Raw genomic sequence first — 25,826 nt, forward strand, 5'->3', positions numbered from 1 at the left:
CACCAGAAACGGCAGCTTGGAACTCTCCATGATCGTACCGCTGCGCAAAGAGGTACGGAAACGGCAACTTTTGCATTCGTAACTCCATTTGCCCTGTAACCAATAATGAGAGGTGCCCCCGCATCGCTTGCAGACAACACCCTCCTTGTCCCGTTGCTCCTTGAAATGCAAACGGCAATCCTCCTCCGTACCAAAATGCGCTGTAAAACTGAATATGTTCATCGTCTATTCTTCTTGATGTGCTAATATACTAAAAATATTAGGCGTGTTTACGGAGAATCAGAACTTTTTTTAAAAGTATTTAGTGCTTTGTTGGCTTATTTCTTTTGTGATTTGTCGTGTTTTCATTAATCAGATGGTTTTTTTGGCAAATTTGAATGCTATTTCCTTTTATTTTGGTTTAGATGAAGGGATATTGGCTCATTTTGTTGTCTTTACATTTATGGGATGACCGTAAAAAATAGGTGAGGATGGTGCAGAAATGAGTAAGTATTTGCTTAAAGCAAGTATTAGTGTTGCTTGCCAGTTATGGAAAATAAGGGCGTCGGGGTATAATAGTTATGGGTTGTTAGTGGTCAACAGCGAGAGGGAAGTCAAACTAGGTTTGTTTGCTTTGGCATGGTCCTTCGGCTCCGCGCAAGGGAGCCAAGTATACAAGACACTTTATTTCCCCTCCGCTTTCAGCGAAGTTTTTGCGCGATAGGGTATAGGGTGCCTCTAGGGAAGGCTATCGACGCGATTAAGCTTATAGCCCATTACAACAATGCTTTTCAACGTGTCTAGATTCGGTTTCGCCTTGTTGCGCTTGTCTTCCGTTTCCGTATAAGTGGCGGAACCGTGTATGATCAGTTTTCTTTTCCCTAGCGTATCTTGGAAAATGGCCGTATTTGCTTTGTCATCCTCTTTCCTTAGCTTGATGGACACTACTCCGTTTTTGCCCTTTTCCCCATATCGAGCCACGGCGGGACTATCCTTTAATACGTCAATACTGAGGATGTCGTTAGGGTTGATGTTCCTGAAATATTCTTTTTCTTGCACTACGTCATCAATTACGAATAAAGGTCCTTCTTCCGAATATGTAATGCGTTCAATTTTGAGGCTAGCGTCAATAGGCTTCTGCGGCGTATATGTCAATTGCCTTAAGCGTATTTTGGCAGTGTCTGGCTTCGTGGTACTTGAGCTATCTGCCAGTATTCGTTGCTTTTTGGTAGTGATCTCTATAGCGCCTTGATATGCCTTAGGCCCATATACTTTTATGGCGCTGCTTCCTTTCAGTACATTGATGGATTGTATTTCCGAAGGATCCATATCTTCGAGGTGCTTGGAGCCAGTGCCTATATATTCACCGTTCAAATAAACCACTGGATCCTTATCGCTATGTAAGTGTAGATTTAGCACGGGAAGGGTATCCCTCTTCACCTCCATCGACTTTTTTTTGGGTCTTATTATAATCGTGTCCTCGGCCGGTATTTCCTTGTCAAGGGTCGGGGCAACGGCTGTAGGAACCGACTGTTTTATTAAACCAATAATTTCTCCTTCCATTCCCTTTTCATAGGCTTTGCTGATGGTAAAGGTCAGTATGAACAGGACGATAACTGGCGTGATGATGATATAGTTCGTAAGTTTTGCCTTATTGGACCGTTGCCTGTTCATCATCATGATGCGCCTTTTGAGGTTCCGCAGGTTGAAATTATTGGCCAAAAGTGGTTGGTCTGCCGTATTCAATACCTTGAGTAGGCTATATTGATAAGTGCGCTTATCCGCACCTTGCAGTAGTACTTCCCTGTCCGTGATAAATTCGAGGTTTTCCTTGATGGCCATACGGAACAGCCAACTGAAGGGATTGAACCAAAAAACGATGCTGATTAGTTCTCCCAACAGTACATCTGCGGTATGCAGTTGCTCGGTATGCACCTGTTCATGTACCAAGATGTTTTTGAGTTCGAGCGGTTCGTGCTTGGTGGAATTGAGGTATATGTAACGCCAGAAAGAGAAGGGATTGATATTCAATAGTACCTGTCTAAAATGGAATTGCTGGAATATGCCAGGCATGGAACTTTTGTGTATGCGCCACAGACCGTGCAGTCTAATGAGAAAACGCATAAAGAAAAATAGGACTACGCACCAAAAAGCAAGCAATGCCACGTCCCAACCAGTGAATAGTTGTTTTGTCTTTTCATTTAACTGCTCCCAATCAGGGATATATTTTGCCCAATCTGCCTGTTGCACCGCGGTAGGCCTTAGCCAGGAGATCATGTGTTTGACCAAGGGATAGACCACGGAGAAAACAAGTCCCAAAAGCAAGAAATACCTATTGAGGGTATAAAAGGTCAATCGACGTAAGAATAGCCGATACGCCATGTAGAATAAGGCAATACCTAGATTGACCTGTAACAGATAAACGAACAATTCGGGCATGGCTAATGGTCTTTTTCGTTTTCGATCATGTGAATGATGTCCTTCAGGTCATCTGTGCTCAATTTTTCCTCCTTGGCAAAAAAGCTGACCAATTCCTTGTAGGAATTTTTGAAATAATTATTTACAAACCCGCTCATGAACGTCTTTTTATATTCCTCTTCTTCAATAAGCGGTTCGTAACGGTAGGCATTGGCATACTTGACGCCCTTGATATAGCCTTTGCGCTGTAGGTTTTTGATGGTAGAGGCTAACGTGGTGTAGGGGATTTCGTCAGCGTCCATTTCCGCTTTCAACTCACTGATAAAGCCACCTTTACTCTTCCAGATCGCCTGCATGGCTTGTTCCTCTTGTGCCGTCAATTTCTTCATAAAAAAAATAACTATGTGTTTTGCGTAAAAATATGTAAAAATCGTAGATATGTAAAATATTTTCCAAAAAATATTGGAATATGCCCCAATTGGTTTTGGCTTAAAATAATAAACGTATATTAGACGCTCGTTTTTGAAGCGAAATGAATGGACTAAAAAAAAGTAAACTTATGAGAAGTGGAATCGTATTCTTTTCTGGAATAATTATGTTGCTAGCCATAGCTTCATGTGGTGGTGGGCAAGGGGGTAATGCGGATAAGGCTGCCGACACAACCAACCTCGCTAGTGATGGGGTAGTCTTTGACGATGATAGTGCTGCACTTATATTGTCTAGTTACATGCGGGTAAAAGATGCGTTGGTGGAATCGGATGCAGTGAAGGCTTCTGATGAGGCGGATAAACTGGCTTCTATGCTGTCCAATTATGAGGGGTGCGAAAATACCAGTATGTTAGCGCAAGAAATAGCAAACAATCATGATTTGGCAGCACAACGTGCTGCTTTCAAAGCGGTGAGTCACGATATTATAGGTGTTTTTGAACATGCTCCCAAGGCCAGTGGAACCATCTATTTACAACACTGTCCTATGTATGATGAAAACAAAGGGGGAGACTGGCTAAGTACGAGTAGTGAGATTAGAAATCCCTATTATGGAGATGAAATGTTAACTTGTGGTAAAGTGATTAAGGAAATTGAATAATTAATAGGCTTGTTTTGATAATTAAATAGTTAAGAAATCATAAAGTCGATCAAATTGAGGAGCAAAGATTTAGTATTTAATCAAATTTTTATAGTTTTGTTATAAACCAAATATATATTATGTCAGAAAAAGTATCGTTGACCATAGGTGACAAGAGTTTTGATTTTCCGGTAATCACGGGGACAGAAGATGAAAAGGCTATTGATATTTCTAAGTTGAGAACAGAAACTGGATATGTGACCTTGGATCCAGGCTTTAAAAATACCGGGGCCGCGAAAAGTGCTATTACGTTTTTGGATGGTGAAGAGGGTATATTGCGTTATAGGGGATATCCTATTGAGGAGTTAGCTGAAAAGTCGTCTTTTATAGAAGTAGCTTACTTGCTTATATATGGCAATTTACCTTCAGCCGATGAGCTGCACGCTTTTCAACATAAATTGAGCAGACATACCCTTATCCACGAGGATATGAAGAAATTTTTCGAGGGCTTTCCAACTAACTCGCACCCTATGGGGCAATTGTCGCAATTGGTAGGTGCATTGTCCGCATTTTATCCAGAATCGTTGGATCCCAATGCTTCCGAGGAAGATGATAATTTGACCATCATTAAATTGTTGGCCAAGTTTCCTACCATCGTTTCATGGATCTACAAGAAATCCCTTGGTCATCCTGTCATATATCCGAAAAATAAATATGATTACGTTACCAACTACCTGCATATGACTTTTGGTCAATTGACCGAAGAGGTAACCATCGATCCGGTAGTGGTTTCGGCCATGAACAAATTGCTCATTCTGCATGCCGATCATGAGCAAAATTGCTCTACTTCTACCGTACGTATCGTAGGTTCTTCCAACGCCAATCTCTTTGCTTCTATTTCTGCCGGTATCAGTGCCTTGTGGGGACCTCTTCATGGTGGAGCCAATCAGGCAGTGATAGAGATGTTGGAGCGTATCAAGGAAGATGGGGGAGACTCCGAGAAATGGCTCAATAAGGCGAAGGACAAAAACGATCCTTTCCGATTGATGGGCTTTGGGCACCGGGTGTACAAGAACTTCGATCCTCGGGCCAAAATCATCAAAAAAGCTTGCGATGATATATTGAATAGCTTGGGTGTGGACGATCCTGTTTTGAATATAGCCAAGCAATTGGAAGAAACGGCTTTGAAAGACCCTTATTTTGTAGATCGCAAGTTATATCCCAATGTGGATTTCTACTCGGGCATCATCTATCGTGCACTGGGCTTCCCTACCGATATGTTTACCGTATTGTTTGCCTTGGGCAGATTGCCTGGCTGGATAGCACAATGGAAGGAGATGCGTAGCAATAAAGAACCTATAGGCAGACCAAGACAGATCTACGTAGGTGAAACCTTGCGCCATTATCCAGAGAAATAGATCTTGCTGGAAAAAGACTATATTTAAAGAGGCAGTCTCCTATGTTTGTTGTAAGCACACGTAGGAGACAGCCTTTTTTGTTTCCATTTATTTATAGCTTCCGTCTTATTGTTCAATTGTATCTTTGGTATCTAACAGGTCAATAATTCAATCCGTTTGGTTTTCCATTGGAAAACCAAGATATTTGTACTAAGCAATTCGGTACGAGTGCATAATGTTTAATATCATTACCAGAAGGACGTTATTGAAATACTGTGTGCGTTATCCTGATGCAAGGAATGCACTATTGGAATGGTATTACGAATTTCTGAATAGTGATTTCAAAAACTTTCAGGAACTGAAAAGCAGGTATCCGAGTGCAAGTCTAGTGGGTGATGATAGGGTCGTGTTGAACATAATGGGCAATCATTTTCGTTTGGTTATACGTATGGTGTTTACCTACAAGGCTATTCAAATCAAATGGTTTGGAACGCATAAGGAATACGATAAAATCGATGTAAAGACAATTAGTTTTAAAGGATAGTCATGGAGCTAAAAATCATAAAGACCGAGGCGGAATACGATGCCATGCTCGACTGGGTAGATGAACAATTTGATGCTAGAGAATCGCCAGATTCAAAAATGGGCGAACGTCTGCAGGTTGCACTGTTGCTCATCAAGCAGTATGAGGATGAGCATCATCGTATTCCCATGCCAGATCCGGTTGAAGCTGTCAAGCTAAAAATGCAGGAGCAAGGTTTGCAAAACAAGGATTTGATACCTTGGTTGGGCAGTAAAGGCTATGTCTCTGCTTTGTTGAACAATAAAAAGCCGATAACGTTGCGTGTTGCTAAGTTGTTGCACCAGAAACTTGGTATCCCGGCGGAGGTGTTTTTGATATGAACCTCGAATTCGATGGTACTGAGTGTCGCCCTTTTTGAGGAATAACAAGCAAAAAAAATCCCCGCTTTGGGGAGCGGGGAAAAAACGTATGTTTTTATAATCAACCTAAACCTGATACTTTATAAACAGATATCGTGCCAGTTTTTTTTTGTGTGTTGTCAGGCGAACGGTTTTTGTTTTTCTGTCTGAAGAAGTTTACTTAATAGTTCTAGTAATGTTGCCACAGTTGAGCATTTCCTCGCCAAAATAGGGGTTTACGATAGTCTTGCCCGTAGAAATCCAATATGCGCCTGCATCATCAAATGCCATGGGACAATGCGCGATATACAAGGCGCCTTGTATGGGAGTCAATTTCTGTTCTTGCAGGAGACGAACAAGCTCTTTACTTAAGTCATGAAAAATAATTCTTTGATCATCTATGTTATCCTTGCCAATCAACGAAACGCTTTTTTGATGGAAATTTGTCATTTGAGGATAATTCTTGGATGCTTCTTGCAATAGTAGTGCAGCGATTCGAGCTTGTTGTATATCATTTTCTGTCAAGGCATCGCGCAAGATGAAATATTGTGACAATATGTCATTTAGTCGGTCATCATCAAAAAGAACGGTGGTCTCTTTTTCTGTCCTTGTCGTTGGCGATGTTATCTGTTGTTCGCTTTCATGGTTATTCTCTGTCTTTCCTTGGCAGGAGATAAATGCCAAGAAGCATATTACGATAATATAGGTGTTCTTAAAATTATACATGTTTGTCTATTTTAGATATCACTTCCTTTTTTCAATATATACTCGCTATAGAGGAGATACGCTCCGGTAGCTACAATTTTCTCCCCTTCGGTTAGTCCCGAACGCACTTCCACCTGATCTCCATTGTCTAGTCCCAACTGCACTTCCCGAGGTTCGAATTTGCTGTCTTCTAGGGCGGTCCATATGATGGATCGCTCTCCGTCTCGTATCACAGCATTTGTGGGGATGGTCAACGCCTCAATAGCGGACGACGTTGGAAGTAGGACGTTGACCATCATGCCAGCCTGCCATAGCTGCTGGCTATTGTCTATCCTTCCTCTGATGCGAATGGTTTGTGCGTTGTCTGCCAGTGCAGGATCTACAAATTCGGCCATTACCTGTTGCACCTGACCATCTGGCAATTCTACCGTGAGTTGTTTTTTTCCCTTGACAGTAGACAGCTCATGCGGATAAATATCTGCTTCCACCCATAGGGAAGCATAGTTTTCTATTTCCATCAAGGCCGTTCCTTCTTCCACATATTGTCCTTCGCTTATTTCTATCTTCGAAATGGTACCCGAGATAGGCGAATAATAGGTGGTATATGGATGTACGGTGTCTTGCTGCAATACTTGGTCTATTTGCTTCTCAGACTGGCCATAGTGTAGGAGTTTTTGTCTGGCAGCCAGATAGACCTGCCTGAAACGCTCATCGTTCTGTAATGCGGAAGCTTGCTTGTAGGTCATCAGCAAGTCGTTCTGCAAGACCAGTAGATCCTCCGAATAGATCTGATACAAGACCGACCCTTTGCTTATTTGCCTGCCGACTTCTTTGGTATAAAGCTTTTCGATGCGACCCGTATTGCGACTGCTGATATACTTGATGTGCTCTGGATTGCTCCTGAGCCTTCCACTTAAGCGCTTGTAACCCATTACCTGGCCGCTGCCCACCGTGACGATGCTGATATTCGCCAAAGCTTGTTGATTCCGACTGAGAGTAAGCGTCTTATCTGGTGTCCCTTTTTCGAACGGCACGAGGTCCATACCACATATGGGGCATGTACCTGGTGCATCCCTAACGATTTGTGGGTGCATGGGACAGGTATATTTCCTTGCGCTGGTAGTCGCATCTTCTTTTTTGTCGTTTTGGCAGGATGCGAGTACGGTTCCCAGCAATAAGTAAGTACTTTGTATGATGAACTTTTTCCTATTCATTTCTTTTTAGTATCAAGACTTGTTTTTAAAATCAACAAAGCTTTCGCTATCGACTAAGTATTGGGCATTGGTAGCTATTTGCCAGTCGGAGATATCATCCTTTATTTGTACCCAATCGTCGGTGGTAAACAGGACCTTGACTTTTTTTGCGGCAAAGCCCTTGCCTTCCTTTTTGAACACGGCTTGTTCTGCACCTAAGTCCAATAAAGCTTCTCTTGGTAGCCACCATCCTTCATCAGTCGATAGGGCCAGCGTACCTTTTACCAATTGTCCTATCTCCAAGGGGGCTTTTCCCAGATAGACTTTAAACAGCGCAAAATTGATTCCCTCGGTGTATTTCGGGGCAATCAGGCCTATGGTTCCCATATAAGTTTTAGAGGGTTCTGTTTCTGTATGGAACAGTAGCGGCTGTCCTTTGCTCAAACGTTGCGAGAGTTCTCTTGAGATGACAAAAGCTGCCACCAAACGTGTATTGGTATAGATTTCGAACATGTTCTGCCCTGCTGCTAGGTATTGCCCTTCGCGCAATAGGAGTGATGTTGGCTGTGTTTGCGGTAATATCGCTGCCGTGCTCATAGAAGAGTTGGAGATCATCTCGTCCATGGTGCTTCCGCTGTTTTCTGTGCCACGCAGAGCACTTGAGGCCATGTTGGGAGTGGCGGCCTGTGTCTTTTCCTTGATATAGCCGGTAGTAGGGCTATATAGGACAATGTTATAAGAAACCTTTTTGGTTTTTATCAGTTGTGCTATTTGGTTTTGTGACATACCCAGAAGGAAGAGCTTCTGCTTGGCCCTTTCTACGAGATGTTCCTGCTGGGCTTGCCCCAAGAGCAGCAATAGCTCGCGTTGGGCGGTAACCAGTTCTGGAGCGTAGATTTCCAAAAGTGGCATGCCCTTCTTGACAGGTTGATAGTTGTACTGCACATGGATGCGCTCTATGCGGCCTGCTATACGGCTGCTGACGGAGGTAAACCCCCTGTCATCGTAGGTAATGCGGCCTGCGATTTCGATAGGTACGGTTTTTATACCGTATCGTGCTGAAACGATAGGCATATCGCTTACTACATAGCTATTTACAGATCCCAGAAGATGGGCTAGTTCATGAGATAAGGTATCATCCAAATGCTCATGGGATGCCGACTGTCCGTGATGGGCATCGGGTTTGCAGGCAGACAATATTAGGCCAATAAAGCAAATCAGCATCAACCTAGCGATAGAGTTCTTTTTCATAGCTTACGATCATTTGATACAATTTTTGTTTCTCGTCCAGCACATTGTCTTTCATCATATTGAGCGCTTCCCAATCGGAAAGGATGGCGGGCAATTCTTGCCTGTTCTCGCTGTAAGCTTGGAAATTGGCGTCAAAAGCCCTTTGCAATGCGGGAATGATTTTTTCTTTCATATTAAGGATACGTTTTTCCATATTGCGTATTTCGGCTTGCATCCCATAGAGCATGCCTTGGCTTTCCACCAGCATGGCCTTGCGCTGTTCTTGCATGGCCAGGCTGTTCATCTCCATGGCCTTGGCTTCACTTTTGTACATCTTGCTACTCCACGGGGCAATGGGAATGGAGACCATGGCCATGGCACTATAAGCCTGTGGCATCATGGAACCGAGGGGGCTCATATGGTCAAACCGGATTTTGAATTCTGGTTTGGACTCGCTTTTCATGGCATCTATGCCCATCTTCATGCTTTCGATCTCGGCATTCATCCGCGAGATGTCTTTTCGCTTGTCGGCCAGTGCCAAGGTGTCCAGTGAAGTGGCCGGGACAAAGCGGGGGACTTGGCTGCTGTCGATGTTTAGCGGACTGTTGCCGGGCCTATTCATCAGGGCGTTGAGCCATGCCCGTGACTTTGCTATCTCGGCTTTCTGCATATCCAGCATGTTTTGGTTTTCGGCTATGCGGGCCTCGGCCTTGAATACATTGGCCAATAAGGTTTTGCTATAGGTATACCGCACCTCTTCCACTTGTTTCATCTTGCGCATCAAGATGTCATTTTCTTGCAGTAGGTTTATCCTTTGCTCCGCGATAATCCAATTGTAATAAATTGTCTTTGCTTGGGCCTTTAGGTCGTTGAGAATGACCAGGCGCTCGGCAAGTTCGATGTCGCCTTGCGAGTGGATATAACGCTGCTTGGCCTTTTGCTTGGCCGGATTCGGGATGGACTGCTCTAGTTGGAACATAATGGATCCCTTGTCCCTGCCATCCATGACCGATTGGCCGGGATAGGGCGTCATGAAAGTGCCTCCGCCCACCATAGGAGCCATCCAAGAGCTGGCACTTTCGGCACTGTAAGCATATGATTTGGCCTTTAGTTCATAGGCTTTCAGTGTGGCGTGGTGCTGTTCTATCTCGGAGAGAATACTGTCTAGACTTGTTACAGGAGCTTGACCGTAAAGCTGAAACGGGAATAATAGAAGATAGATGATGTACGTGGAAAGACCTCGCAAAGGCGCAAGGGCGCAAAGGAGTCGGCTTTGCACCTTTGTCCGCCAGCTGGAGGACGATATTATCAAGTCGCAAGGAATTAGCGGATGTGCCTTGGTTATGTCCATTTGCGTTTTGTTAATGATGTTGGGCGTCGTAGATTTCAATTTTTCCATATTTGCGCAATTCATATTCTTTGGTCATGAGGAAAATGAGCGGTGTTACCAGTAGGATATGGGTAGATGAGGTGAGTACGCCACCTATCATGGGGAGTACAATGGGGCGCATCACATCGGTACCTACTCCGGTGGCCCATAGCACGGGCAACAAACCAAAAAGCGAGACGCATACCGTCATCAGCTTCGGTCTCAGGCGTTTTGCCGCGCCGTGAATGACGGCTCGCCGCAAATCCTCCTTGGTGAGCGTCTCGGCGCTGTTTCCTTTCTCCTTCACCAGCTGGTGCATGGCATCATTGAGGTAGATGACCATCACTATGCCTGTCTCTACCGCCAAGCCAAAGAGGGCAATGAAGCCTACTGCTACCGCTACCGAAAGATGGATACCCCATAGGTAGATCATGTATGCTCCCCCCACCAGTGCAAAAGGAATGGTAATCAGGCTCAAGAAAGCCTCGCGTACGGAATGAAAGGCAAAATAGAGCGAAAAGAAAATGACAAGCAGTACGATTGGTGCTATCCACATAAGGGTTTTCTGCCCGCTGATGAGATTTTCGTATTGACCGCTCCATTCCAGAAAATAACCAGCGGGCAGCAGGCCCTCTCGGCTATTGAGTTTTTCCATGGCTTCCTGCACGGTACTTCCCAGGTCGCGATCGCGCACATTGAACATGACTGCTCCGCGTAGCAAGGCATTTTCGGAAGTGATCATAGGCGGTCCGGCGCCATAGCGTACCTGGGCCACTTCCTTGAGCGGGATTTCGCCAAAACTGGGGCTGAAAATGGGAAGGCGTTCCAATTGGCTTATGCTTTGCCTGAAGTTCTGTGCAAGGCGTACATTGATGCTGAAACGACGCCTTCCTTCTATGGTCTGGCCAATAGGAGCTCCGCCAATGGCCGACTCCACCAGTTGGTTGATGTCGTTTACCTGCAATCCGTATCGCGCCAAAGCTTCCCTGTTGATGTCTATTTCGAGGTATTTCCCGCCCGTTACCGGATCGACATAGAGATCCTCAATACCAGGGGTGCCTTCCAGCAGGTTACGCACACGCTCCGATACGCTGGCGATACTGTCTAGCTCTTGTCCGTAGACTTTGACACCTACATCCGTTCGGATTCCTGTAGCGAGCATATTGATCCGATTGATGATGGGTTGTGTCCATCCGTTTACCACGCCCGGGATCTGTAGCTTGCGGTCCAGCTCGTTGATGATATCTTCTTTGGTATACCCTGTGCGCCACTGGCTTTTGGGCTTGAGCATGATAATGGTTTCTATCATGCTCATGGGGGCGTTGTCTGTAGCCGTGCTGGCCCTTCCCGCCTTGCCCAGTACCTTATCGACCTCGGGCATGGTCTTGATCATCTTATCCTGTACTTGCAGTATCCTTTTGATCTCGTTGTTGCTGATGTCTGGCAGGGTGACGGGCATGAACAGGATACTTTGTTCGTCCAAAGGGGGCATAAATTCGGTGCCCAATCGCTTCAAGAGCGGAATGGCGATCAGCAGAGCTATGATGTTGATGGCCAAGGTAGTTTTTCGCCACTTTAGTACTTTGTGGATGATGGGCGTATAGACTTTTTCCAGAAAGCGATTGACTGGATTGGCGTGATCTGGCCTGAATTTTCCTTTCATAAAAAAGGAAATGAGGACGGGGGCCAAGGTAATGACCAGCAAGGCATCTATCATCATGATAAATGTTTTGGTATAAGCTAAAGGATGGAAGAGCTTGCCTTCTTGCCCGCCAAGCATGAATACGGGTAGGAAGGAAGTGATAATGATAATGGTGGCAAAGAATACGCCCCGACTCACTTGCTTGCTGCTCTTTGAGATAATGGACAGTCGTTCTTCTTCACTGATCCAGTCTGGTTCTTTTTTGAATAGTTTCTTTAGCCACTTCATATCTTTTCGTTCGTTTTAGTTGCGCCTGTTTTTTCTGCATAGCGTTCTGCTAGGTGCTTATAGGCATTTTCGCTCATGATGATGCCGTTGTCTACAATGACCCCGATAGCCAATGCAATGCCCGTCAATGACATGATGTTGGATGATATATCAAAGGCATTGAGCAAGATGAAGCTAAGGGCAATGGTGATGGGAATTTGAATAATGATGCTCAATGCGCTACGCCAATGGAAAAGAAAAACAATGACGATGAGCGATACGACGATCATTTCCTCTATGAGGGTGTGCTTAATGGAATCGACCGATTCCTGAATCAGTTCGCCGCGATCGTATATAATATCAAAATGGACACCTTCGGGAAGTCCCTTGGAGATTTCCACCATTTTCTGCTTGACGGCTTCGGTCACTTGGGCGGCATTCTCCCCATAACGCATTACCACAATGCCGCCGACACGTTCGCCCTCGCCATCCTGGTCGAATATACCCAAGCGGGATTCGCCCGTCATCTGTACAAAGCCAATGTCTGAAACGCGTATGGGATAACCATCCTGATTGCCTATGGCCATTTTTTCCAATTCCTCTCTGGACTGGAGGTAGCCATTGGTCTTGATGATATAGCCTATATCGCTGGCTTCGAACTTTCTGCCTCCGGTTTCGTTGTTGTTGGCACGGATAGCGTTGATGACATCGTTGATTCTCAGCTTGTAGTAAATCAGCTTATTAGGATCGATGTTTACCTGATATTGTTTCTGAAAGCCTCCGAATGAGGCAATTTCGCTTACCCCTTTTACGTTCTGCAGGGCAAACTTAACGTACCAGTCCTGCAGGGCGCGTTGCTCGCCCAAGTCCATTTGAGGTGCTTCCAAGGTATACCAAAGCACATGTCCCACACCAGTCCCGTCTGGCCCCAAAGTAGGGCGTACCCCATCTGGCAATGAACCTGTCAGCGTACTTAGTCTTTCGAGCACCCTTTCCCGTGCCCAATAGATATCTATGTCATCATCAAAGATGACATAGATAAAGCTCATGCCGAACATGGAATTTGCCCGTACATATTTGATATTGGGGAGCCCTTGCAGATTGGTCACCAGGGGATAGGTGACTTGGTCTTCTATGAGCTGAGGCGAACGCCCCATCCATTCGGTGAACACAATAACTTGATTTTCCGATAAGTCTGGTATGGCGTCTATGGGGTTTTTCCTGACGGAATATACGCCTATAGCGAATAGCCCCAAACTGAGGAACAATACGATAAATCTATTGCGCAGGGACCAATCTATAATGCGGTGTACCATATTTAGTTGTGAGTTGCCAGTTGTGTGTTGTGAGGAGGTATACTTCCCAATCTTATTTGCTTTTCCGCTCGTACAAGCAACATCCTGGAAGCTTGCTATAAGTGCTGTCTGGAGCTACGGCGAGCTCCGTGTCGTGTCCTACTGCGGCTATCTTTTGCTGAACGGTCTTGGCATCGGTTTTTTTCTCGTCGTATACCAAGGTCAATATTTTGGTGTCTTTATTCCATTCGGCCTTGCTAACGCCTTCTACATTGGCCGTCTTTTCGATGCGTTTTTTGCACATTCCGCAATTGCCATACACCTTAAAGGTGCTTGTCTTTTCCTGTGCCAATAAATTGCTCCCTGCAAATACCAGGGCAGCTATTAAAACTGATTTTAAGAGTGGTGATTTCATTGTTTTTATGTGTTAAGTTTTAAGTGTTGAACCTAAGTACATGACTTTTTTCTTGTTTGCCGTCATTGCGAGAAACGAAGCAATCTGGCAAACAATAACGCAGATTGCCTGACTGCCGTCAGGCAGGCTTCGCCCTTTAGGTCTCGCAATGACGCGTTTTTTGATACACATAAATTTCGTCATGTACCAAAGTGTTGAACTTGTGTTTTCATTGGGAAATCCTTAGTCCCCATCGCTTTTAGCCCATACTTCAGACTAAGGATAGGAGAAAGGTTTCTATATCAGGAAGGACTGTACGGAAATAATAATGGGTCTAATGACGGCCATTGGAGGGCCGTGCACAAGGGGAATATCCCCTTCAATTTGTTGTTCAGTATATGTATTCCAGAAGAAGTTCAATGCCTGAAGAATAGCGGGGTATTCTAGGCCATCCCATTTGATGCTGATGCCACTTTCATTCTGGTGAATTTTGGTCTTGATTTGGGTGAGTTCCTTTGAGCAGCAATCTTTAGCCTTGACGCTGTCCGTGGTGTTCTCCATGCCGCAGAACGGGCAAGCATCGTCCTGTTGTTTGGGATGTGCTAAGGAGAAACTGGCTTCCACTAGTCGATCCATGCAGAAATGGGCATAGACGCTAAAGCCCGATGCCGTACATAGATAAATGGTGGTCAATATGGAAACCAACAGTCTTTTCATCAATCACAAAACTATGGATGTAAAGATAAAAACATGTTATACAATTTGGGTTTTGTGTTATATAATTTTCGGCATCAAAATCCGAATGGACTAGATCACCGCGTCTACATTACCCTCTACCGTATCTAGATAGGCCAAACCAATCCCATTAATATGCAATAAAGGATTGGATATGTCCGCGTCCTTACTAATGCCAATCAAATCGACGAAGCCTTGTTCTTGCAGGTCATTGATGGCATTGTCCAGATCGTACAGTGAGACGTTGATCTCCTCATTGATACGGGACAGCGAGGCGCTGGACCAGGAGCGAAGCAATTTTAAGATTTCAATAGCGGTAATGTCCATGTCAAACAAAGTTGGTGCAAGTTACAGATTAACAATAAGAATGCCAAATGATTCGGAGATTTGAAGAGCGATTTTTACTTGTGATAGTTATTGCGTCGAGAAATGAAACTTAGGTAAAAATATTGTGAATAGTTTTCAATGATGGAAGTTTTTACTATGTTTGATTATCATAAATTTATTGCTAGTGAAGAAAATATACTTATTCCTTTTATTGTCATTTCTAATGGCAATTTATTCTTTTGCCCAAACCAAGAGTCCTGCTGAGTTTCTCGGCTACGAATTGGGAACTCGATTTACTCCCCATCATCGCATAGTAGCCTATTATGAACACGTTGCCACGCAAAATCCGCAAACAGTGAAACTTCAGTATTATGGAGAAACCAATGAATTGCGTCCACTGCTGGTGGCCTTTGTTTCAAGTGCCCAGCACATTTCTCAAATGGAAGACATTCGGAAGGATAATTTGGCACGAGCCGGTATTTTATCAGGTGGCGCTAATACACGTGTCCCTATCTTGTGGCTGAGCTATAATGTGCATGGCAACGAGGCAGTATCTTCAGAGGCAACCATGCAGACACTTTGGGAGCTTGTAAACCCGCAAAATAAGGAATCCAAGGAATGGTTATCCAAATCATTGGTCGTATTGGATCCCTGCCTCAATCCAGATGGTCACGATCGCTACGTGAACTGGTACAACCAAAAGATGAACAAACATATGCAACCGGATCCGCAGTCCGTGGAGCATAACGAGCCATGGCCCGGAGGTAGACCCAATCATTACCTTTTTGACCTCAATAGAGACTGGGCATGGCAAACGCAAAAGGAGTCCATAGCGCGTATGAAGCTGATAGGACAGTGGCTGCCACATGTGCATGTCGATTTTCATGAACAGGGCGTGAACGAGCCTTATTACTTCGCTCCGGGAGCAGAACCGCTACATGAGCAGCTCACGGCATTCCAGCGTTCGTTTCAGGAAGTGATAGGCCGCAATAATGCCAAATATTTCGATAAGAACAATTGGCTTTACTTTACGAAGGAACGCTTTGATTTGCTCTATCCTAGCTATGGCGATACTTGGCCCATGTACAATGGCGCCATCGGTATGACCTATGAGCAAGGTGGGTCGGGTAGGGCAGGGATAGGCGTGCTGAATGCCCTGAAAGACACGCTCACGCTGAAAGATCGGATAGCCCACCATTTTACTACCGGTATGTCTACATTGGAAATCAGTAGTCAGCATGCTGATGAATTGTTGGACGAATTTGAAAAATTCTACAAGGAAAATAGCAGTCAGCCCAAAGGAAAGTATAAATCTTTTGTGGTGAAAGCGGGTAAAACGCCTGAAAGACTGGAGCGTTTGAAAGCGTTATTGGACAAAAACGGTATCCGTTATGAGTCGTCGGGTGTCAAGTCTGGGCTACAGGGCTATCATTACCAGTCAGGTCAGCAAAAAGGCTTTGCCACGGAAGGCGGTGATATCGTAGTGAGCGCCTATCAGCCTAAATCGGTATTGGCACAGGTGCTCTTCGAGCCCGAGCCCAAACTTAACGATAGTATCACCTATGACATCACCAGCTGGGCACTTCCATATGCTTATGGATTAGAGGCCTATGCCTTGGACAGGAGATTAGAAGGTACAAATGTTCAAGCTAGTAGTAAAAAGGCTGCTTCTAGTGCAATAGAAGGAAAACCTATGGCTTATCTTGTGCCTTGGCATGCCTTCAACCATGTACAATTTCTAACGGCTTTGCTCCGCGATAAGATCAGGGTGCGCTCTGCCCATTATGCATTTACTTTTGGCGAAAAGGAATATCCGGCAGGTACGCTGATCATCATGCAGGCGGGAAACGAGGGATTGCCCGATTTTCATCAAAAAGTACAACGTGCGGCCGATCAATTTCACGTGGAGTTGACGGCTACGCAATCTGGCTTCGTGGACAAAGGCAAGGATTTTGGCTCGCCCGATGTCCATTCCATCAAGGCTCCTCGCATAGCCTTACTTACCGGCAGTGGTGTTGCATCGGTCAATTTTGGCGAGCTGTGGTTCTTTTTGGAATCGGAGCTCGATTACCCACTCACTGTCTTGGAACGCGATCAATTCTTGCAGGCAGATCTTGCTATGTATGATATATTGATCTTGCCATCTGGCAATTACGGTGCTTGGGGCAGTACGGGCAGCGCAAAGATCAGGGATTGGGTAAGAACGGGCAAAAAAGTGATTGCCATCGGCTCGGCCATGGATTTCTTTGCCAATAAAGAAGGCTTCGGCTTGAAAAAGTTTTACGACGAGGAGGAAGAAAAGAAGGCTAAGAAACTGGCCGACTCCTTGCAAAAGGCAAATCTGTTGACCGATTATCAACTTCGCGAGCGGAAAAGTATTTCTAATGGAGTCGCGGGTGCCGTCTTTGAGGTGAAATTGGATGCGAGCTATCCATTATCCTTTGGTATCGGCGACAAGTTCTACGTGCTGAAAAATAATGCCAGTCACTATGCCTACCTCAAAGACGGGGTAAATGCCGGTGTGATAAAAAACATGTCCGCTCACCGATCTGGTTTTGTGGGTGTTAATGTGAAAAATACCATAAACTCCTCATTAGCCTTGGGTGTGGAAGAAGTAGGCCGCGGGCAGGTCGTCTATATGGTGGACGACCCCATTTTCAGGAATTTCTGGGAGCAAGGCAAACTGCTGTTGGCTAATGCTTTGTTCTTGGTGGACTGATGCCGGCTATGTGACAAGTTGTAGGAAGAACTTAGGGCGACAAAACAAACCAAATGGGGTTTAACGGATTTTTGTCGTACACTCATTGACATTTATAAATTTAATTTTTATCTAGATGCGTACATTGCTATTTAAATTACCTTTCATTATGTGCTATTTTTCATTCTTTTCCTCGCTGAGCATTGCTCAACCGGCGCTGTCAGGAGGAATTGATACGGCTTATATGCGTAGCCGGTTTAACAAGATTGAGCAGCAGATAACCATGCGCGATGGCGTTAAGCTCTTTACCTCCATTTATGTCCCCAAAAATCTGGACAAGAAGGCACCCATTTTGCTGAGTCGAACTCCTTATAGCGTAGCCCCTTATGGAACTGATAAATATAAGCCCTTTGTAGGACCATCTCCCTTGTTCAGTACGGGTGATTATATTGTTGTGTATCAGGATGTACGTGGACGCTATATGTCCGAAGGTGACTTTGTAGCCGTTAGGCCATATAAACCCAATAAGAAGAAAAAGGAGATTGATGAAACTACGGACACTTATGACACGGTAGATTGGTTGGTGAAACATATAGATGGCAATAATGGCAAAGTGGGTACATGGGGCATTTCTGCTCCTGGGTTCTACGCCACGATGACGGCCATTGATGCCCACCCGGCAGTGAAAGCCGTATCGCCACAGGCACCGGTCACCGACTGGTTTATGGGAGATGATCGCCATCATAACGGGGCTTTTTTCCTGATGGGAACTTTTGCCTTTCTTTCATATTACGGTGCTCCAAGACCAGAACCAACTACCGAAAGCTCCAGGAATACCATTCCATACGGTACACCCGATGGCTATGATTTTTATAAGAAACTTGGGCCGTTGAAAAATGCCAACGAACGTTATTTCAAGGGGGAGAATGCGATCTGGAATCAGATGATGGACAATGAATCCTATAATGAGTTTTGGCAGGAGAGGGCGGTTGTCCCACATTTGAAAGACATCAAGCCGGCTGTATTGACGGTGGGCGGATGGTTTGACCAGGAAGATCTTTATGGACCGTTCAAGACGTTTGCGGGTATAGAAGATAACAGCCCAAAGTCCCCAAACCACTTGGTGGTGGGGCCTTGGATACACGGTAGCTGGACCCGTGGATTGGGCAATTACTTGGGCAATATCGTTTTTGAGAAAGAAACTGCACCTTATTACCGCGAGCAGATAGAAAAGCGCTTTTTCGATCAGTACTTGCTTGAAGGTGAAGATGCTCAATTGGCTAAGGCTACTATTTTTGAAACGGGCTCCAACCAATGGAAGAAATACGGCGCTTGGCCGCCTCAGGAATCGGTAGAGAAGAACATTTACCTGCAGGCCAATGGCAAGCTTTCTTTTGATGTGCCCGTAGAAAAGGACTCTTTTGACGAATATGAGAGCGATCCTAAAAATCCGGTGCCGTATACCAGCGAGATCCGTATTTTGAGAGGGAGCGATTACATGTACGAAGACCAGCGATTTGCGGCACGTAGGCCCGATGTGCTCGTCTATGAGTCCGATCCGCTAGAGGAGGATGTAACGATATCGGGGGATGTGTGGGCCAACTTATTTGTCGCCACTTCTGGCACCGATGCAGACTATGTTGTAAAGCTGATAGATGTTTATCCCGATGATGCACCCAACAATTCGCCTATTAACAGAAATACTCAAATGGGTGGATTCCAATTATTGATACGCGGTGAGGTAATGCGGGCCAAGTTTAGGAAAAGCTTTTCAGAGCCGGAAGCCATGGTGCCGAACAAAGTAGAAGAAGTGGGCTTTGATATGCAGGATGCTGCTCATTGTTTTAAAAAGGGGCACAAGATCATGGTGCAGGTACAAAGTACTTGGTTTCCTTTGGTAGATATCAATCCGCAGCGTTTTGTCAATATTTATCAGGCTGACGAATCGGATTTTCAAAAAGCAAGTCATCGCATTTTCCACGATGCACAACATCCTTCGCACTTAAAAGTGCGCATGGTAGAAACGAATTGATTAATCAGCTCTATACATAAGGAAAAGGAATAAATTTGGTCATTGCACCAAATTTTTCCTTATAATTTTTCTCATTCAGACGATAATAGAAAGCTCCTTTTTTGGAGCTTTCTTTTTCCTTTTCGTTCAATTTTATAAGCAATTCTAGCGAGAGCAGCTTACGTGCAAAATTCCGCTTATCCAGTTGAATGCCATATACCTCTTCATAGAGAATAGTAATTTGCGGAATGGTAAACTTCTCTGGCAATAATTCGAATAGTACAGGGTGCAGAGCAGCTTTGTACCGGAGCTTTTGCAGGGCACTTTTGACCATCTCATCGTGGTCAAATATCAATTGTGGAGCATCTGCCAATGGAAACCAAGCGGCACTATAGGCGTGATTTATTTGGTGTTGGTATTTGTTGATGTCAATAAGCGTAAAATAGGCAATGCTAATGGTTCTTTCTATGGGATCTCTTTGAGGTTCGCCGAAAACTTCGAAATGTTCCATGTAGATATCACTTATTCCCGTTAACTCCCTTACTACACGTAATGCGGCAGTATCTGGACGTTCATTCTGTCCAATGAAGCCGCCCATTAAACTCCATTTTCCTTTTTCCGGTTCTATATGGCGATGCACCAGCAATATCTTCAACTTCTCTCCGTCAAAACCGAAAATGATATTGTCTACTGCTACTAGGAAATGTGGCGCACCGCTATATATGCTCATTTATGTTATCTTTTTGTGAAAGGTTGTAAAAATATATAATGTAGGCTTAATATAATAAGAGTTTTTTTGACAATTAAAAAAATATGTCGTAATTAGCTTTCAGAATAAGATAATGATGGATCAAAAGGATATTAGTGTTGTTTTTGAAAATAGATATGGGGTAGAGCCAAGCTATATAGTACGTTCCCCAGGTAGAATCAATATCATAGGGGAGCATATCGATTATAACGAGGGTTTTGTATTGCCTGCGGCCATTGATAAGAGTATCTTAGTGGCAATAGGACGGAACGATGAATATAAAGTCCGATTATACTCCAAGGAGTTTGATGAGTCGTATGAGGTTTCTCTGGACGACGTCGCTCCATCCACAGTCTCTTGGGCCAACTACCTATTGGGTGTCGTAGCCCAGTTTCAGGCAAGGCAGGCACCTTTGTCGGGTTTCAATATCGCATTTGATGGCGATGTGCCCATCGGTTCGGGCTTGTCCTCATCAGCAGCCTTGGAATGTGCAACGGCATTGGCCTTGCAAACTTTGTTTGATACCTCGTTCGAAAAGATGGAACTAGTGCAGATGGCCCAAAAGGCGGAGCATAGCTACGCGAAGGTAATGTGTGGTATCATGGATCAATTTGCTTCGGTCTTCGGCAAAAAGGATCATGCCATCCGTTTGGATTGCCGTAGTTTGTCCTATGAATACGTGCCTTTTCAACTGGAGGGAGTGGATATCGTATTGCTAAATAGCAATGTGAAGCATTCGCTATCCTCATCGGCTTATAACGAGCGGAGAGCCCAATGCGAACAAGGCGTAGCTTGGGTCAAAGAAGCCTACCCAGCCGTACAGAGTTTGCGTGACGTTGATTTGTCCATGTTGGATGAATGTGTCAAGCCCAAAGATGGGTTGGTATACCGAAGGTGCCGTTATGTAGTGGAAGAGAAGGAAAGGTTATTGCAAGCTTGTGAGCACTTGGAAAAAGGCGATTTAGTGGCTCTGGGGCAGAAGATGTATGCCACACATGATGGGCTAAGCAAGGAATATGAGGTGAGTTGTAAAGAGCTCGACTTCTTGGTGGAGCAGGCTAAACAGTATCCTGATATTTTGGGTTCTCGCATGATGGGAGGCGGTTTTGGTGGCTGCACCATCAATTTGATCAGGAAAGAAGCTACCGAAAGAATTATCAGCGAAATAGGAAAAGCCTATAAGGAAGTGATAGGGTGGGAGCTAACGCCTTACATTACGCAGGTAGAAGACGGCTCATCAGTGGTCACGCAAACCGAGCGGGTCAATTGATAGGTAAAATCTAATTGTAGTACAAGGTGCTAGAACGAATCACTATGTATTCCTGTTCTAACAGGTTTATTGTTTGATTTTTACATTATGGCGAAGATTGGCTAGAAATTTCTCTTTTAGAAAATAGGGTTGATCAATTTATCCTTTGGGGGGAGTTTCATATGGATTGGGGAAACAGTATCCACCAGACCATCAAGGCCCGTCTAGTAGCACAGGACGGGAAGATGGTACGAGGTGCAGGGGCAATAAAACGGTGAAACTGAAAAAATGAATTGAGATGATAAAGATTATTTGGAACTGTATAGGTTCAGACCTTTTATAAACTTAAAATCCCGCACATTATAGGTGAATAATTTAAGCCTGGTTTCAAGAGCGGTAGCGGCTATCAAAGCATCGGGAATTGCCAATCCATGGCTAAGATGATATGTGTTTAATAGTTCGATTGTTAGGATGGTTATTTCAGGACTCAAAAGAATGGTGTCCAATCTTTTTAATTTCTTTGCAACCTGTTGGTTATGCTCCTTATGAAGAGTGCCTTTAATCAGTTCCATTTTACTGATCGCCGAAATCAAGATGTTGTCTATTCCAATTTCTTCTAATGAAGCAACAGTTTGCGAATGGCGGGCTTTTTTCTGATCGAAGAACTCAATGATGACATCGGTATCACAAATTACCTTTTGCGTTGCCATGCCGATTCTCGTAAGGTTTTCGCATTAATATCCTCATCTGTGAAAATAGCAGTTAAGTCCTGCATATCAATTTTTGGATCCCCACTTTCAATAGGGATACCATTGATATGATAGACCTCTTTTTTCTCTGTTCTTTCGGGATCAGCAATGGTAAAGCCCAAGTATTCGCCCAAAGCGGTCAACGCTTTCAACGTTTTCCGGTTTTTATATTTTATAACCACTTCGTGCATAACCTTTCTTTTTCTATTATCAAAGATACCAATTTTTGACTAAATCAAAAAACCGACAACCCAACGAGTGCCCTGTGGAATTAAAAATCTTTATTGTTACTCTAATTACAAATATGAGAATATCATTTTGATTATTACGCTAGGGGTTATTTGTCGAGTATAGCTTTTTCGGTTTTACAATCAAAATGCCTTTAAGGGGTTCAATAATAAAGTCCATTTTGTAAAGAGAATGGCTTCGCGATATATGATTTGTCCATGTTGGATGAATGTGTCAAGCCCAAAGATGGGTTGGTATACCGAAGGTGCCGTTATGTAGTGGAAGAGAAGGAAAGGTTGTTGCAGGCATGTGAGCACCTGGCAAAAGGAAGTTTAGTGGCTCCGGGGCAGAAGATGTATGCCACACATGAAGGGCTAAGCAAGGAATATGAGGTGAGTTGTAAAGAGCTCGACTTCTTGGTGGAGCAGGCCAAACAGTATCCTGATATTTTGGGTTCGCGCATGATGGGAGGCGGTTTTGGAGGCTGCACCATCAATTTGATCAGGAAAGAAGCCACCGAAAGAATCATCAGCGAAATAGGAAAAGCCTATAAGGAAGCGATAGGGTGGGAGCTGACTCCTTATATTACGCAGGTAGAAGATGGCTCATCGGTGGTCTTGAGTACGGAAAAAGTCAATTGAGCCTCAAGCCAATGTAATAGTTACGAGGCATGGCCGCGTTGAAGTAGCGTTGTCCAAAGGCATTGATGTCATTGCCCAAGCTATAGGTCTGATCCAATATGTTGTCCACGCCCGTATATAGGGTGATGGACATTTTTTTTGTCCAGGCCTTTTGCCAGGAAAGCTTGGCCTGCAGCAGGTTGTACGGAGCGGCATATATATTGCTGGCATCGTTGAGCGGTATGTTGGAGGCATATTCGTGTTGTACAAAAAGGGAGATGCCTTTGCCAAATTGGGCATTCATATTATTGACAAGAGCGGTGACTGGCACACCAGTGAGCCGATTGCCGGAAAAATCGTTGTCACCGCTTATATAATCCGAGAAGTGAAAGAAACTGGCAGTTACATTGTTGTTTATTTGTAGCAATTGTAAGGACTTCGCGTTTGGGCGGCGTAGTAAAACGCTCTTTAAGGCGGCTTCCATGCCCCATTGCTTAGTGCCTCCTGCATTCACAAAATATTCTGCCCCACTTTCTCTTAATCGGCGTACTATGGCATCTGTCATTTTGTAGTAATAGACCGATACATCGGATTGAAATGTGCCGCGGGGATGTAACCAACGCCAACCAGTTTCATAATTCCAGCCTATTTCCGGTCTCAAAGCGGTGTTGATGATGTTGTCAGATGATCGAACTTCGGCAGTAGTGGCTGGTGAATAGCCTTTACTGATGGATGCACGCCAGCTAAAATAAGGCGTAACTAGGAGGGAAGCAGCCAATCTTGGCATCCAGTTGGGGGTGAATCGTACAGTACTATAATCCTCTTCGGCAAAGGGAAACAATCCTCGATAGGCATAGCCGTAATAGTTGAGGCTCACGGCGCCTTCTACGTTCAAGCGTTGCCTCCAGGTCAACTGACTGCTGAGGAAATAGAAATAAGTGTTGTTTTTTATTGCATCGCCAGCTTGTTCCGCTGCCTGTATACCGCCTTCGTTGTCATAGTTTAAAATAGTATGCCTCCCATTTTGCCATTCTACTCCGCCGAAACTGTTCCAATTCAGGTCATCCGATCTGTGATGACGATAGGCAAGGTAGGTTCTAAAGCCATAGTTCGTCTCAAAACGTTTTTCAAAATTGGTAATGAATGGATTCTTGAAGTCTGTGTAGGAACCAAATATCGAGGCAAAGTGTGTTAAGTTGCTTGTCACCGGAAACTCGTGTACCAAGCCACTCCAAATAGTTTTATTATATATGCCTGCCTTTTGCTCGGACGAGCCGGGCATGACGGCAGTTGCCGGTCTGGCCATGCTCGGATTTTCTTCGTATTGCTGCAGCGTAAGTCCTCCCGGCGTGCGGTAGTCCATGTCGCTGTAAAATGCAGAAAGGCGCAGGTGATGGTTTTCCTTGTATTCCCATTGATGGGCGTTTTGTAGAAAAAATCTTTGCATGTTTGAGTTTTCGCGATAGCCGTCAGAACGCTGATAAGCTTGCTTGAAGTGCATTTGGTAGCCTCTATGCTTATTGGACCGCAGCGACAGGTATTGCTGAAAAAGACCATAAGAGCCTGCTTTAGCATCAAATTGAATGTTTTCTCCGGCTTCCGTGCCAGATTGCAATAGGGCCACTCCACCTGTATTTGCACCAAAAATGCTGCCATCTGGCCCCTTTAATATAGTCGCTTCACCTATTGCGTTTGCATCGAGTAAATTTAGATAGGTATTGCCCCCGGCATCTGTAAGAGGTATATCGTCGTAGTAAATTTTTACGTTGCGCACACCAAATGGGGAGCGTAACAAACTTCCCCGGATAGACAACCTATAGCTGCCAGGCGAGCGTTCTTCCATACGTATTCCAGGAATATTGTTGAAGGCAGGCAATAGTGTCGTGCCCATTTGTTGCCTTAGAAGCTGATGGTCTATTGTGCCGGCGGAAGTGGTCAATTGGAGGAAAGGTTGTTTGTTGATATATGCTTTTACCTCTGCAGCAGGTAATTTGTATAAACTATCTGTTTTGTCCTGAGCGATACAACTATACAAGTGAAAAAATGAATACAGTATAAACGTAATAGTAGCTTTGGGCATAAATGTAATCGTTTAAGGTATGCTAAATCTTGCTAACAGTGGTTAGGAAAGATGGTTTGCCTTTACTTTCTTATAACTAATAACACATACGTCCGTGAGAGCTCCATATATCCATGCTCGTAGCAGAAAAAATAGCGGTTGCCTTTCTCTGTTTCTAGGATATTGGTGAAATATTGAAAGTTGAATCCCGCCTTTATCAGCTTTTCGCGTTCTATTTTTGTTTTTCCGTCTATATTGGCCTGTTCCAATATTTTCCTATTCTTTTTAAGTATGGCATTTACTTCCTTGACATAATTATTGTTCGCATTATTTAATCTGTTGTTATAGTTGCTCCTGCAGCTATCATCGCAAAATTTTTTGTCAGCCCTGCCAATCAGGGGCTTTCCACAGTCCAAACAGGTACGTTTCATAAGCTGTCCCTTAATTCAATCGTTTGGCCGCAAGGTTGATGTCGCGGCCGACAATTTCCATGAATGGAAAAATGTGTGCTTAAAGATAGGAAATT

25 protein-coding genes are annotated in these 25,826 nt (G+C 44.4%); 8 read left to right on the forward strand and 17 right to left on the reverse strand.

Annotated features, from left to right (window positions below; all coding sequences use genetic code 11):
* From A37S_RS25255 to A37S_RS0118435, 3 genes are all read right to left on the reverse strand, one after another.
* Positions 1-222 (reverse strand): transposase (locus A37S_RS25255; RefSeq protein ID WP_036603146.1); only part of this gene is annotated, 222 nt, incomplete at its 3' end.
* 495 nt (positions 223-717) lie between these two features.
* Entirely contained in the window at positions 718-2,418 is a 1,701-nt protein-coding gene (locus tag A37S_RS0118430) for a M56 family metallopeptidase (protein ID WP_028298266.1), read from the reverse strand.
* Between the two features lie 2 nt (positions 2,419-2,420).
* Positions 2,421-2,786, reverse strand: coding sequence for a BlaI/MecI/CopY family transcriptional regulator (locus A37S_RS0118435; RefSeq protein WP_028298267.1), 366 nt, complete (start codon positions 2,784-2,786; stop codon positions 2,421-2,423).
* 170 nt (positions 2,787-2,956) lie between these two features.
* Here A37S_RS0118435 and A37S_RS25260 point away from each other — a divergent pair, with 170 nt between their 5' ends.
* The 4 genes from A37S_RS25260 to A37S_RS0118455 all read left to right on the forward strand — a co-directional run bounded on the left by A37S_RS25260 (position 2,957) and on the right by A37S_RS0118455 (position 5,763).
* Positions 2,957-3,484 (forward strand): DUF3347 domain-containing protein, encoded by a 528-nt coding sequence (locus A37S_RS25260; protein WP_169719530.1) that lies wholly within the window; start codon positions 2,957-2,959, stop codon positions 3,482-3,484.
* 119 nt (positions 3,485-3,603) lie between these two features.
* Positions 3,604-4,881 (forward strand): citrate synthase, encoded by a 1,278-nt coding sequence (locus A37S_RS0118445; protein WP_028298268.1) that lies wholly within the window; start codon positions 3,604-3,606, stop codon positions 4,879-4,881.
* 214 nt (positions 4,882-5,095) lie between these two features.
* Positions 5,096-5,404, forward strand: a complete 309-nt coding sequence (locus A37S_RS0118450) for a type II toxin-antitoxin system HigB family toxin (RefSeq protein ID WP_028298269.1) — start codon at positions 5,096-5,098, stop codon at positions 5,402-5,404.
* 2 nt (positions 5,405-5,406) lie between these two features.
* Positions 5,407-5,763 carry a helix-turn-helix domain-containing protein gene (locus tag A37S_RS0118455; protein WP_028298270.1) on the forward strand — a complete coding sequence of 119 codons (357 nt, stop codon included), beginning with the start codon at positions 5,407-5,409 and terminating at the stop codon, positions 5,761-5,763.
* A gap of 195 nt (positions 5,764-5,958) precedes the next feature.
* On the opposite strand, the gene A37S_RS0118460 is transcribed toward A37S_RS0118455, so the two are convergent.
* The 9 genes from A37S_RS0118460 to A37S_RS0118505 form a co-directional block, all read right to left on the reverse strand.
* A complete protein-coding gene (locus A37S_RS0118460) occupies positions 5,959-6,507 on the reverse strand; it encodes a DUF3347 domain-containing protein (RefSeq protein ID WP_028298271.1) in 549 nt (182 codons plus the stop codon).
* 11 nt (positions 6,508-6,518) lie between these two features.
* Positions 6,519-7,700: an efflux RND transporter periplasmic adaptor subunit gene (locus A37S_RS0118465; RefSeq protein WP_028298272.1), complete on the reverse strand. Its 1,182-nt coding sequence runs from the start codon at positions 7,698-7,700 to the stop codon at positions 6,519-6,521.
* A 12-nt stretch (positions 7,701-7,712) separates the two neighbouring features.
* A complete protein-coding gene (locus A37S_RS0118470) occupies positions 7,713-8,930 on the reverse strand; it encodes an efflux RND transporter periplasmic adaptor subunit (protein WP_028298273.1) in 1,218 nt (405 codons plus the stop codon).
* A complete protein-coding gene (locus A37S_RS0118475) occupies positions 8,908-10,308 on the reverse strand; it encodes a TolC family protein (protein ID WP_245586424.1) in 1,401 nt (466 codons plus the stop codon). The genes A37S_RS0118470 and A37S_RS0118475 overlap by 23 nt, the downstream gene beginning before the upstream one ends.
* Positions 10,271-12,208 (reverse strand): efflux RND transporter permease subunit, encoded by a 1,938-nt coding sequence (locus tag A37S_RS0118480; protein WP_028298275.1) that lies wholly within the window; start codon positions 12,206-12,208, stop codon positions 10,271-10,273. Before A37S_RS0118480 ends, A37S_RS0118475 begins: the two co-directional genes overlap by 38 nt.
* Positions 12,205-13,503 carry an efflux RND transporter permease subunit gene (locus A37S_RS0118485; protein ID WP_028298276.1) on the reverse strand — a complete coding sequence of 433 codons (1,299 nt, stop codon included), beginning with the start codon at positions 13,501-13,503 and terminating at the stop codon, positions 12,205-12,207. Before A37S_RS0118485 ends, A37S_RS0118480 begins: the two co-directional genes overlap by 4 nt.
* A 52-nt stretch (positions 13,504-13,555) precedes the next feature.
* On the reverse strand, positions 13,556-13,897 hold the full coding sequence (locus A37S_RS0118490) for a heavy-metal-associated domain-containing protein (protein WP_028298277.1): 342 nt from the start codon (positions 13,895-13,897) through the stop codon (positions 13,556-13,558).
* A 276-nt stretch (positions 13,898-14,173) separates the two neighbouring features.
* Positions 14,174-14,593 carry an HYC_CC_PP family protein gene (locus A37S_RS0118500; protein ID WP_028298278.1) on the reverse strand — a complete coding sequence of 140 codons (420 nt, stop codon included), beginning with the start codon at positions 14,591-14,593 and terminating at the stop codon, positions 14,174-14,176.
* A 90-nt stretch (positions 14,594-14,683) separates the two neighbouring features.
* Complete coding sequence (locus tag A37S_RS0118505) at positions 14,684-14,938, reverse strand: hypothetical protein (protein WP_028298279.1); 255 nt, start codon at positions 14,936-14,938, stop codon at positions 14,684-14,686.
* Positions 14,939-15,161: 223 nt separating this feature from the next.
* Between A37S_RS0118505 and A37S_RS0118510 the strand changes: the two genes are divergently transcribed.
* Together A37S_RS0118510 and A37S_RS0118515 are read left to right on the forward strand one after the other, a co-directional pair.
* Positions 15,162-17,657, forward strand: coding sequence for a M14 family metallopeptidase (locus A37S_RS0118510; protein WP_211229821.1), 2,496 nt, complete (start codon positions 15,162-15,164; stop codon positions 17,655-17,657).
* A 115-nt stretch (positions 17,658-17,772) separates the two neighbouring features.
* Positions 17,773-19,668, forward strand: a complete 1,896-nt coding sequence (locus A37S_RS0118515) for a CocE/NonD family hydrolase (RefSeq protein ID WP_036603153.1) — start codon at positions 17,773-17,775, stop codon at positions 19,666-19,668.
* 10 nt (positions 19,669-19,678) lie between these two features.
* Here A37S_RS0118515 and A37S_RS0118520 read toward each other — a convergent pair whose 3' ends face one another.
* Positions 19,679-20,377, reverse strand: coding sequence for an NUDIX hydrolase (locus A37S_RS0118520; RefSeq protein ID WP_028298282.1), 699 nt, complete (start codon positions 20,375-20,377; stop codon positions 19,679-19,681).
* A gap of 112 nt (positions 20,378-20,489) precedes the next feature.
* On the opposite strand from A37S_RS0118520, the gene A37S_RS0118525 reads away from it, so the two are divergent.
* Entirely contained in the window at positions 20,490-21,665 is a 1,176-nt protein-coding gene (locus tag A37S_RS0118525) for a galactokinase (RefSeq protein ID WP_245586425.1), read from the forward strand.
* A 287-nt stretch (positions 21,666-21,952) separates the two neighbouring features.
* Here the strand turns inward: A37S_RS0118525 and A37S_RS0118530 are convergent, their stop codons facing one another.
* Both A37S_RS0118530 and A37S_RS0118535 read right to left on the reverse strand, forming a co-directional pair.
* Positions 21,953-22,354 (reverse strand): type II toxin-antitoxin system VapC family toxin, encoded by a 402-nt coding sequence (locus A37S_RS0118530; protein ID WP_036603157.1) that lies wholly within the window; start codon positions 22,352-22,354, stop codon positions 21,953-21,955.
* A complete protein-coding gene (locus A37S_RS0118535; RefSeq protein ID WP_028298285.1) occupies positions 22,336-22,584 on the reverse strand; it encodes a hypothetical protein in 249 nt (82 codons plus the stop codon). The genes A37S_RS0118530 and A37S_RS0118535 overlap by 19 nt, the downstream gene beginning before the upstream one ends.
* Positions 22,585-22,839: 255 nt before the next feature.
* On the opposite strand from A37S_RS0118535, the gene A37S_RS0118540 reads away from it, so the two are divergent.
* Positions 22,840-23,262, forward strand: a complete 423-nt coding sequence (locus tag A37S_RS0118540) for a hypothetical protein (RefSeq protein WP_028298286.1) — start codon at positions 22,840-22,842, stop codon at positions 23,260-23,262.
* On the opposite strand, the gene A37S_RS0118545 is transcribed toward A37S_RS0118540, so the two are convergent.
* Both A37S_RS0118545 and A37S_RS0118550 read right to left on the reverse strand, forming a co-directional pair.
* A complete protein-coding gene (locus A37S_RS0118545; RefSeq protein WP_051293289.1) occupies positions 23,255-25,321 on the reverse strand; it encodes a TonB-dependent receptor in 2,067 nt (688 codons plus the stop codon). The genes A37S_RS0118540 and A37S_RS0118545 overlap by 8 nt on opposite strands.
* A gap of 62 nt (positions 25,322-25,383) precedes the next feature.
* Positions 25,384-25,731: a hypothetical protein gene (locus A37S_RS0118550; protein ID WP_028298288.1), complete on the reverse strand. Its 348-nt coding sequence runs from the start codon at positions 25,729-25,731 to the stop codon at positions 25,384-25,386.
* Positions 25,732-25,826: the final 95 nt, after the last annotated feature.

The sequence above is a fragment of the Olivibacter sitiensis DSM 17696 genome, from assembly GCF_000427965.1.
In the GTDB taxonomy this organism is placed as follows: Bacteria; Bacteroidota; Bacteroidia; order Sphingobacteriales; family Sphingobacteriaceae; genus Olivibacter; species Olivibacter sitiensis.

What these genes read in the sequence shown, in the direction of transcription:
- A37S_RS0118470 (WP_028298273.1), bottom strand. Translation starts at nt 8,930, where the DNA reads ATGAAAAAGAACTCTATCGCTAGGTTGATGCTGATTTGCTTTATTGGC.
- A37S_RS0118545 (WP_051293289.1), bottom strand. Translation starts at nt 25,321, where the DNA reads ATGCCCAAAGCTACTATTACGTTTATACTGTATTCATTTTTTCACTTG.
- A37S_RS0118500 (WP_028298278.1), bottom strand. Translation starts at nt 14,593, where the DNA reads ATGAAAAGACTGTTGGTTTCCATATTGACCACCATTTATCTATGTACG.
- A37S_RS0118520 (WP_028298282.1), bottom strand. Translation starts at nt 20,377, where the DNA reads ATGAGCATATATAGCGGTGCGCCACATTTCCTAGTAGCAGTAGACAAT.
- A37S_RS0118475 (WP_245586424.1), bottom strand. Translation starts at nt 10,308, where the DNA reads ATGGAAAAATTGAAATCTACGACGCCCAACATCATTAACAAAACGCAA.
- A37S_RS0118550 (WP_028298288.1), bottom strand. Translation starts at nt 25,731, where the DNA reads ATGAAACGTACCTGTTTGGACTGTGGAAAGCCCCTGATTGGCAGGGCT.
- A37S_RS0118540 (WP_028298286.1), top strand. Translation starts at nt 22,840, where the DNA reads ATGTTGGATGAATGTGTCAAGCCCAAAGATGGGTTGGTATACCGAAGG.
- A37S_RS0118480 (WP_028298275.1), bottom strand. Translation starts at nt 12,208, where the DNA reads ATGAAGTGGCTAAAGAAACTATTCAAAAAAGAACCAGACTGGATCAGT.
- A37S_RS25260 (WP_169719530.1), top strand. Translation starts at nt 2,957, where the DNA reads ATGAGAAGTGGAATCGTATTCTTTTCTGGAATAATTATGTTGCTAGCC.
- A37S_RS0118460 (WP_028298271.1), bottom strand. Translation starts at nt 6,507, where the DNA reads ATGTATAATTTTAAGAACACCTATATTATCGTAATATGCTTCTTGGCA.
- A37S_RS0118510 (WP_211229821.1), top strand. Translation starts at nt 15,162, where the DNA reads ATGGCAATTTATTCTTTTGCCCAAACCAAGAGTCCTGCTGAGTTTCTC.
- A37S_RS0118515 (WP_036603153.1), top strand. Translation starts at nt 17,773, where the DNA reads ATGCGTACATTGCTATTTAAATTACCTTTCATTATGTGCTATTTTTCA.
- A37S_RS0118530 (WP_036603157.1), bottom strand. Translation starts at nt 22,354, where the DNA reads ATGGCAACGCAAAAGGTAATTTGTGATACCGATGTCATCATTGAGTTC.
- A37S_RS0118535 (WP_028298285.1), bottom strand. Translation starts at nt 22,584, where the DNA reads ATGCACGAAGTGGTTATAAAATATAAAAACCGGAAAACGTTGAAAGCG.
- A37S_RS0118450 (WP_028298269.1), top strand. Translation starts at nt 5,096, where the DNA reads ATGTTTAATATCATTACCAGAAGGACGTTATTGAAATACTGTGTGCGT.
- A37S_RS0118465 (WP_028298272.1), bottom strand. Translation starts at nt 7,700, where the DNA reads ATGAATAGGAAAAAGTTCATCATACAAAGTACTTACTTATTGCTGGGA.
- A37S_RS0118435 (WP_028298267.1), bottom strand. Translation starts at nt 2,786, where the DNA reads ATGAAGAAATTGACGGCACAAGAGGAACAAGCCATGCAGGCGATCTGG.
- A37S_RS0118455 (WP_028298270.1), top strand. Translation starts at nt 5,407, where the DNA reads ATGGAGCTAAAAATCATAAAGACCGAGGCGGAATACGATGCCATGCTC.
- A37S_RS0118430 (WP_028298266.1), bottom strand. Translation starts at nt 2,418, where the DNA reads ATGCCCGAATTGTTCGTTTATCTGTTACAGGTCAATCTAGGTATTGCC.
- A37S_RS0118525 (WP_245586425.1), top strand. Translation starts at nt 20,490, where the DNA reads ATGATGGATCAAAAGGATATTAGTGTTGTTTTTGAAAATAGATATGGG.
- A37S_RS0118485 (WP_028298276.1), bottom strand. Translation starts at nt 13,503, where the DNA reads ATGGTACACCGCATTATAGATTGGTCCCTGCGCAATAGATTTATCGTA.
- A37S_RS0118490 (WP_028298277.1), bottom strand. Translation starts at nt 13,897, where the DNA reads ATGAAATCACCACTCTTAAAATCAGTTTTAATAGCTGCCCTGGTATTT.
- A37S_RS0118505 (WP_028298279.1), bottom strand. Translation starts at nt 14,938, where the DNA reads ATGGACATTACCGCTATTGAAATCTTAAAATTGCTTCGCTCCTGGTCC.
- A37S_RS0118445 (WP_028298268.1), top strand. Translation starts at nt 3,604, where the DNA reads ATGTCAGAAAAAGTATCGTTGACCATAGGTGACAAGAGTTTTGATTTT.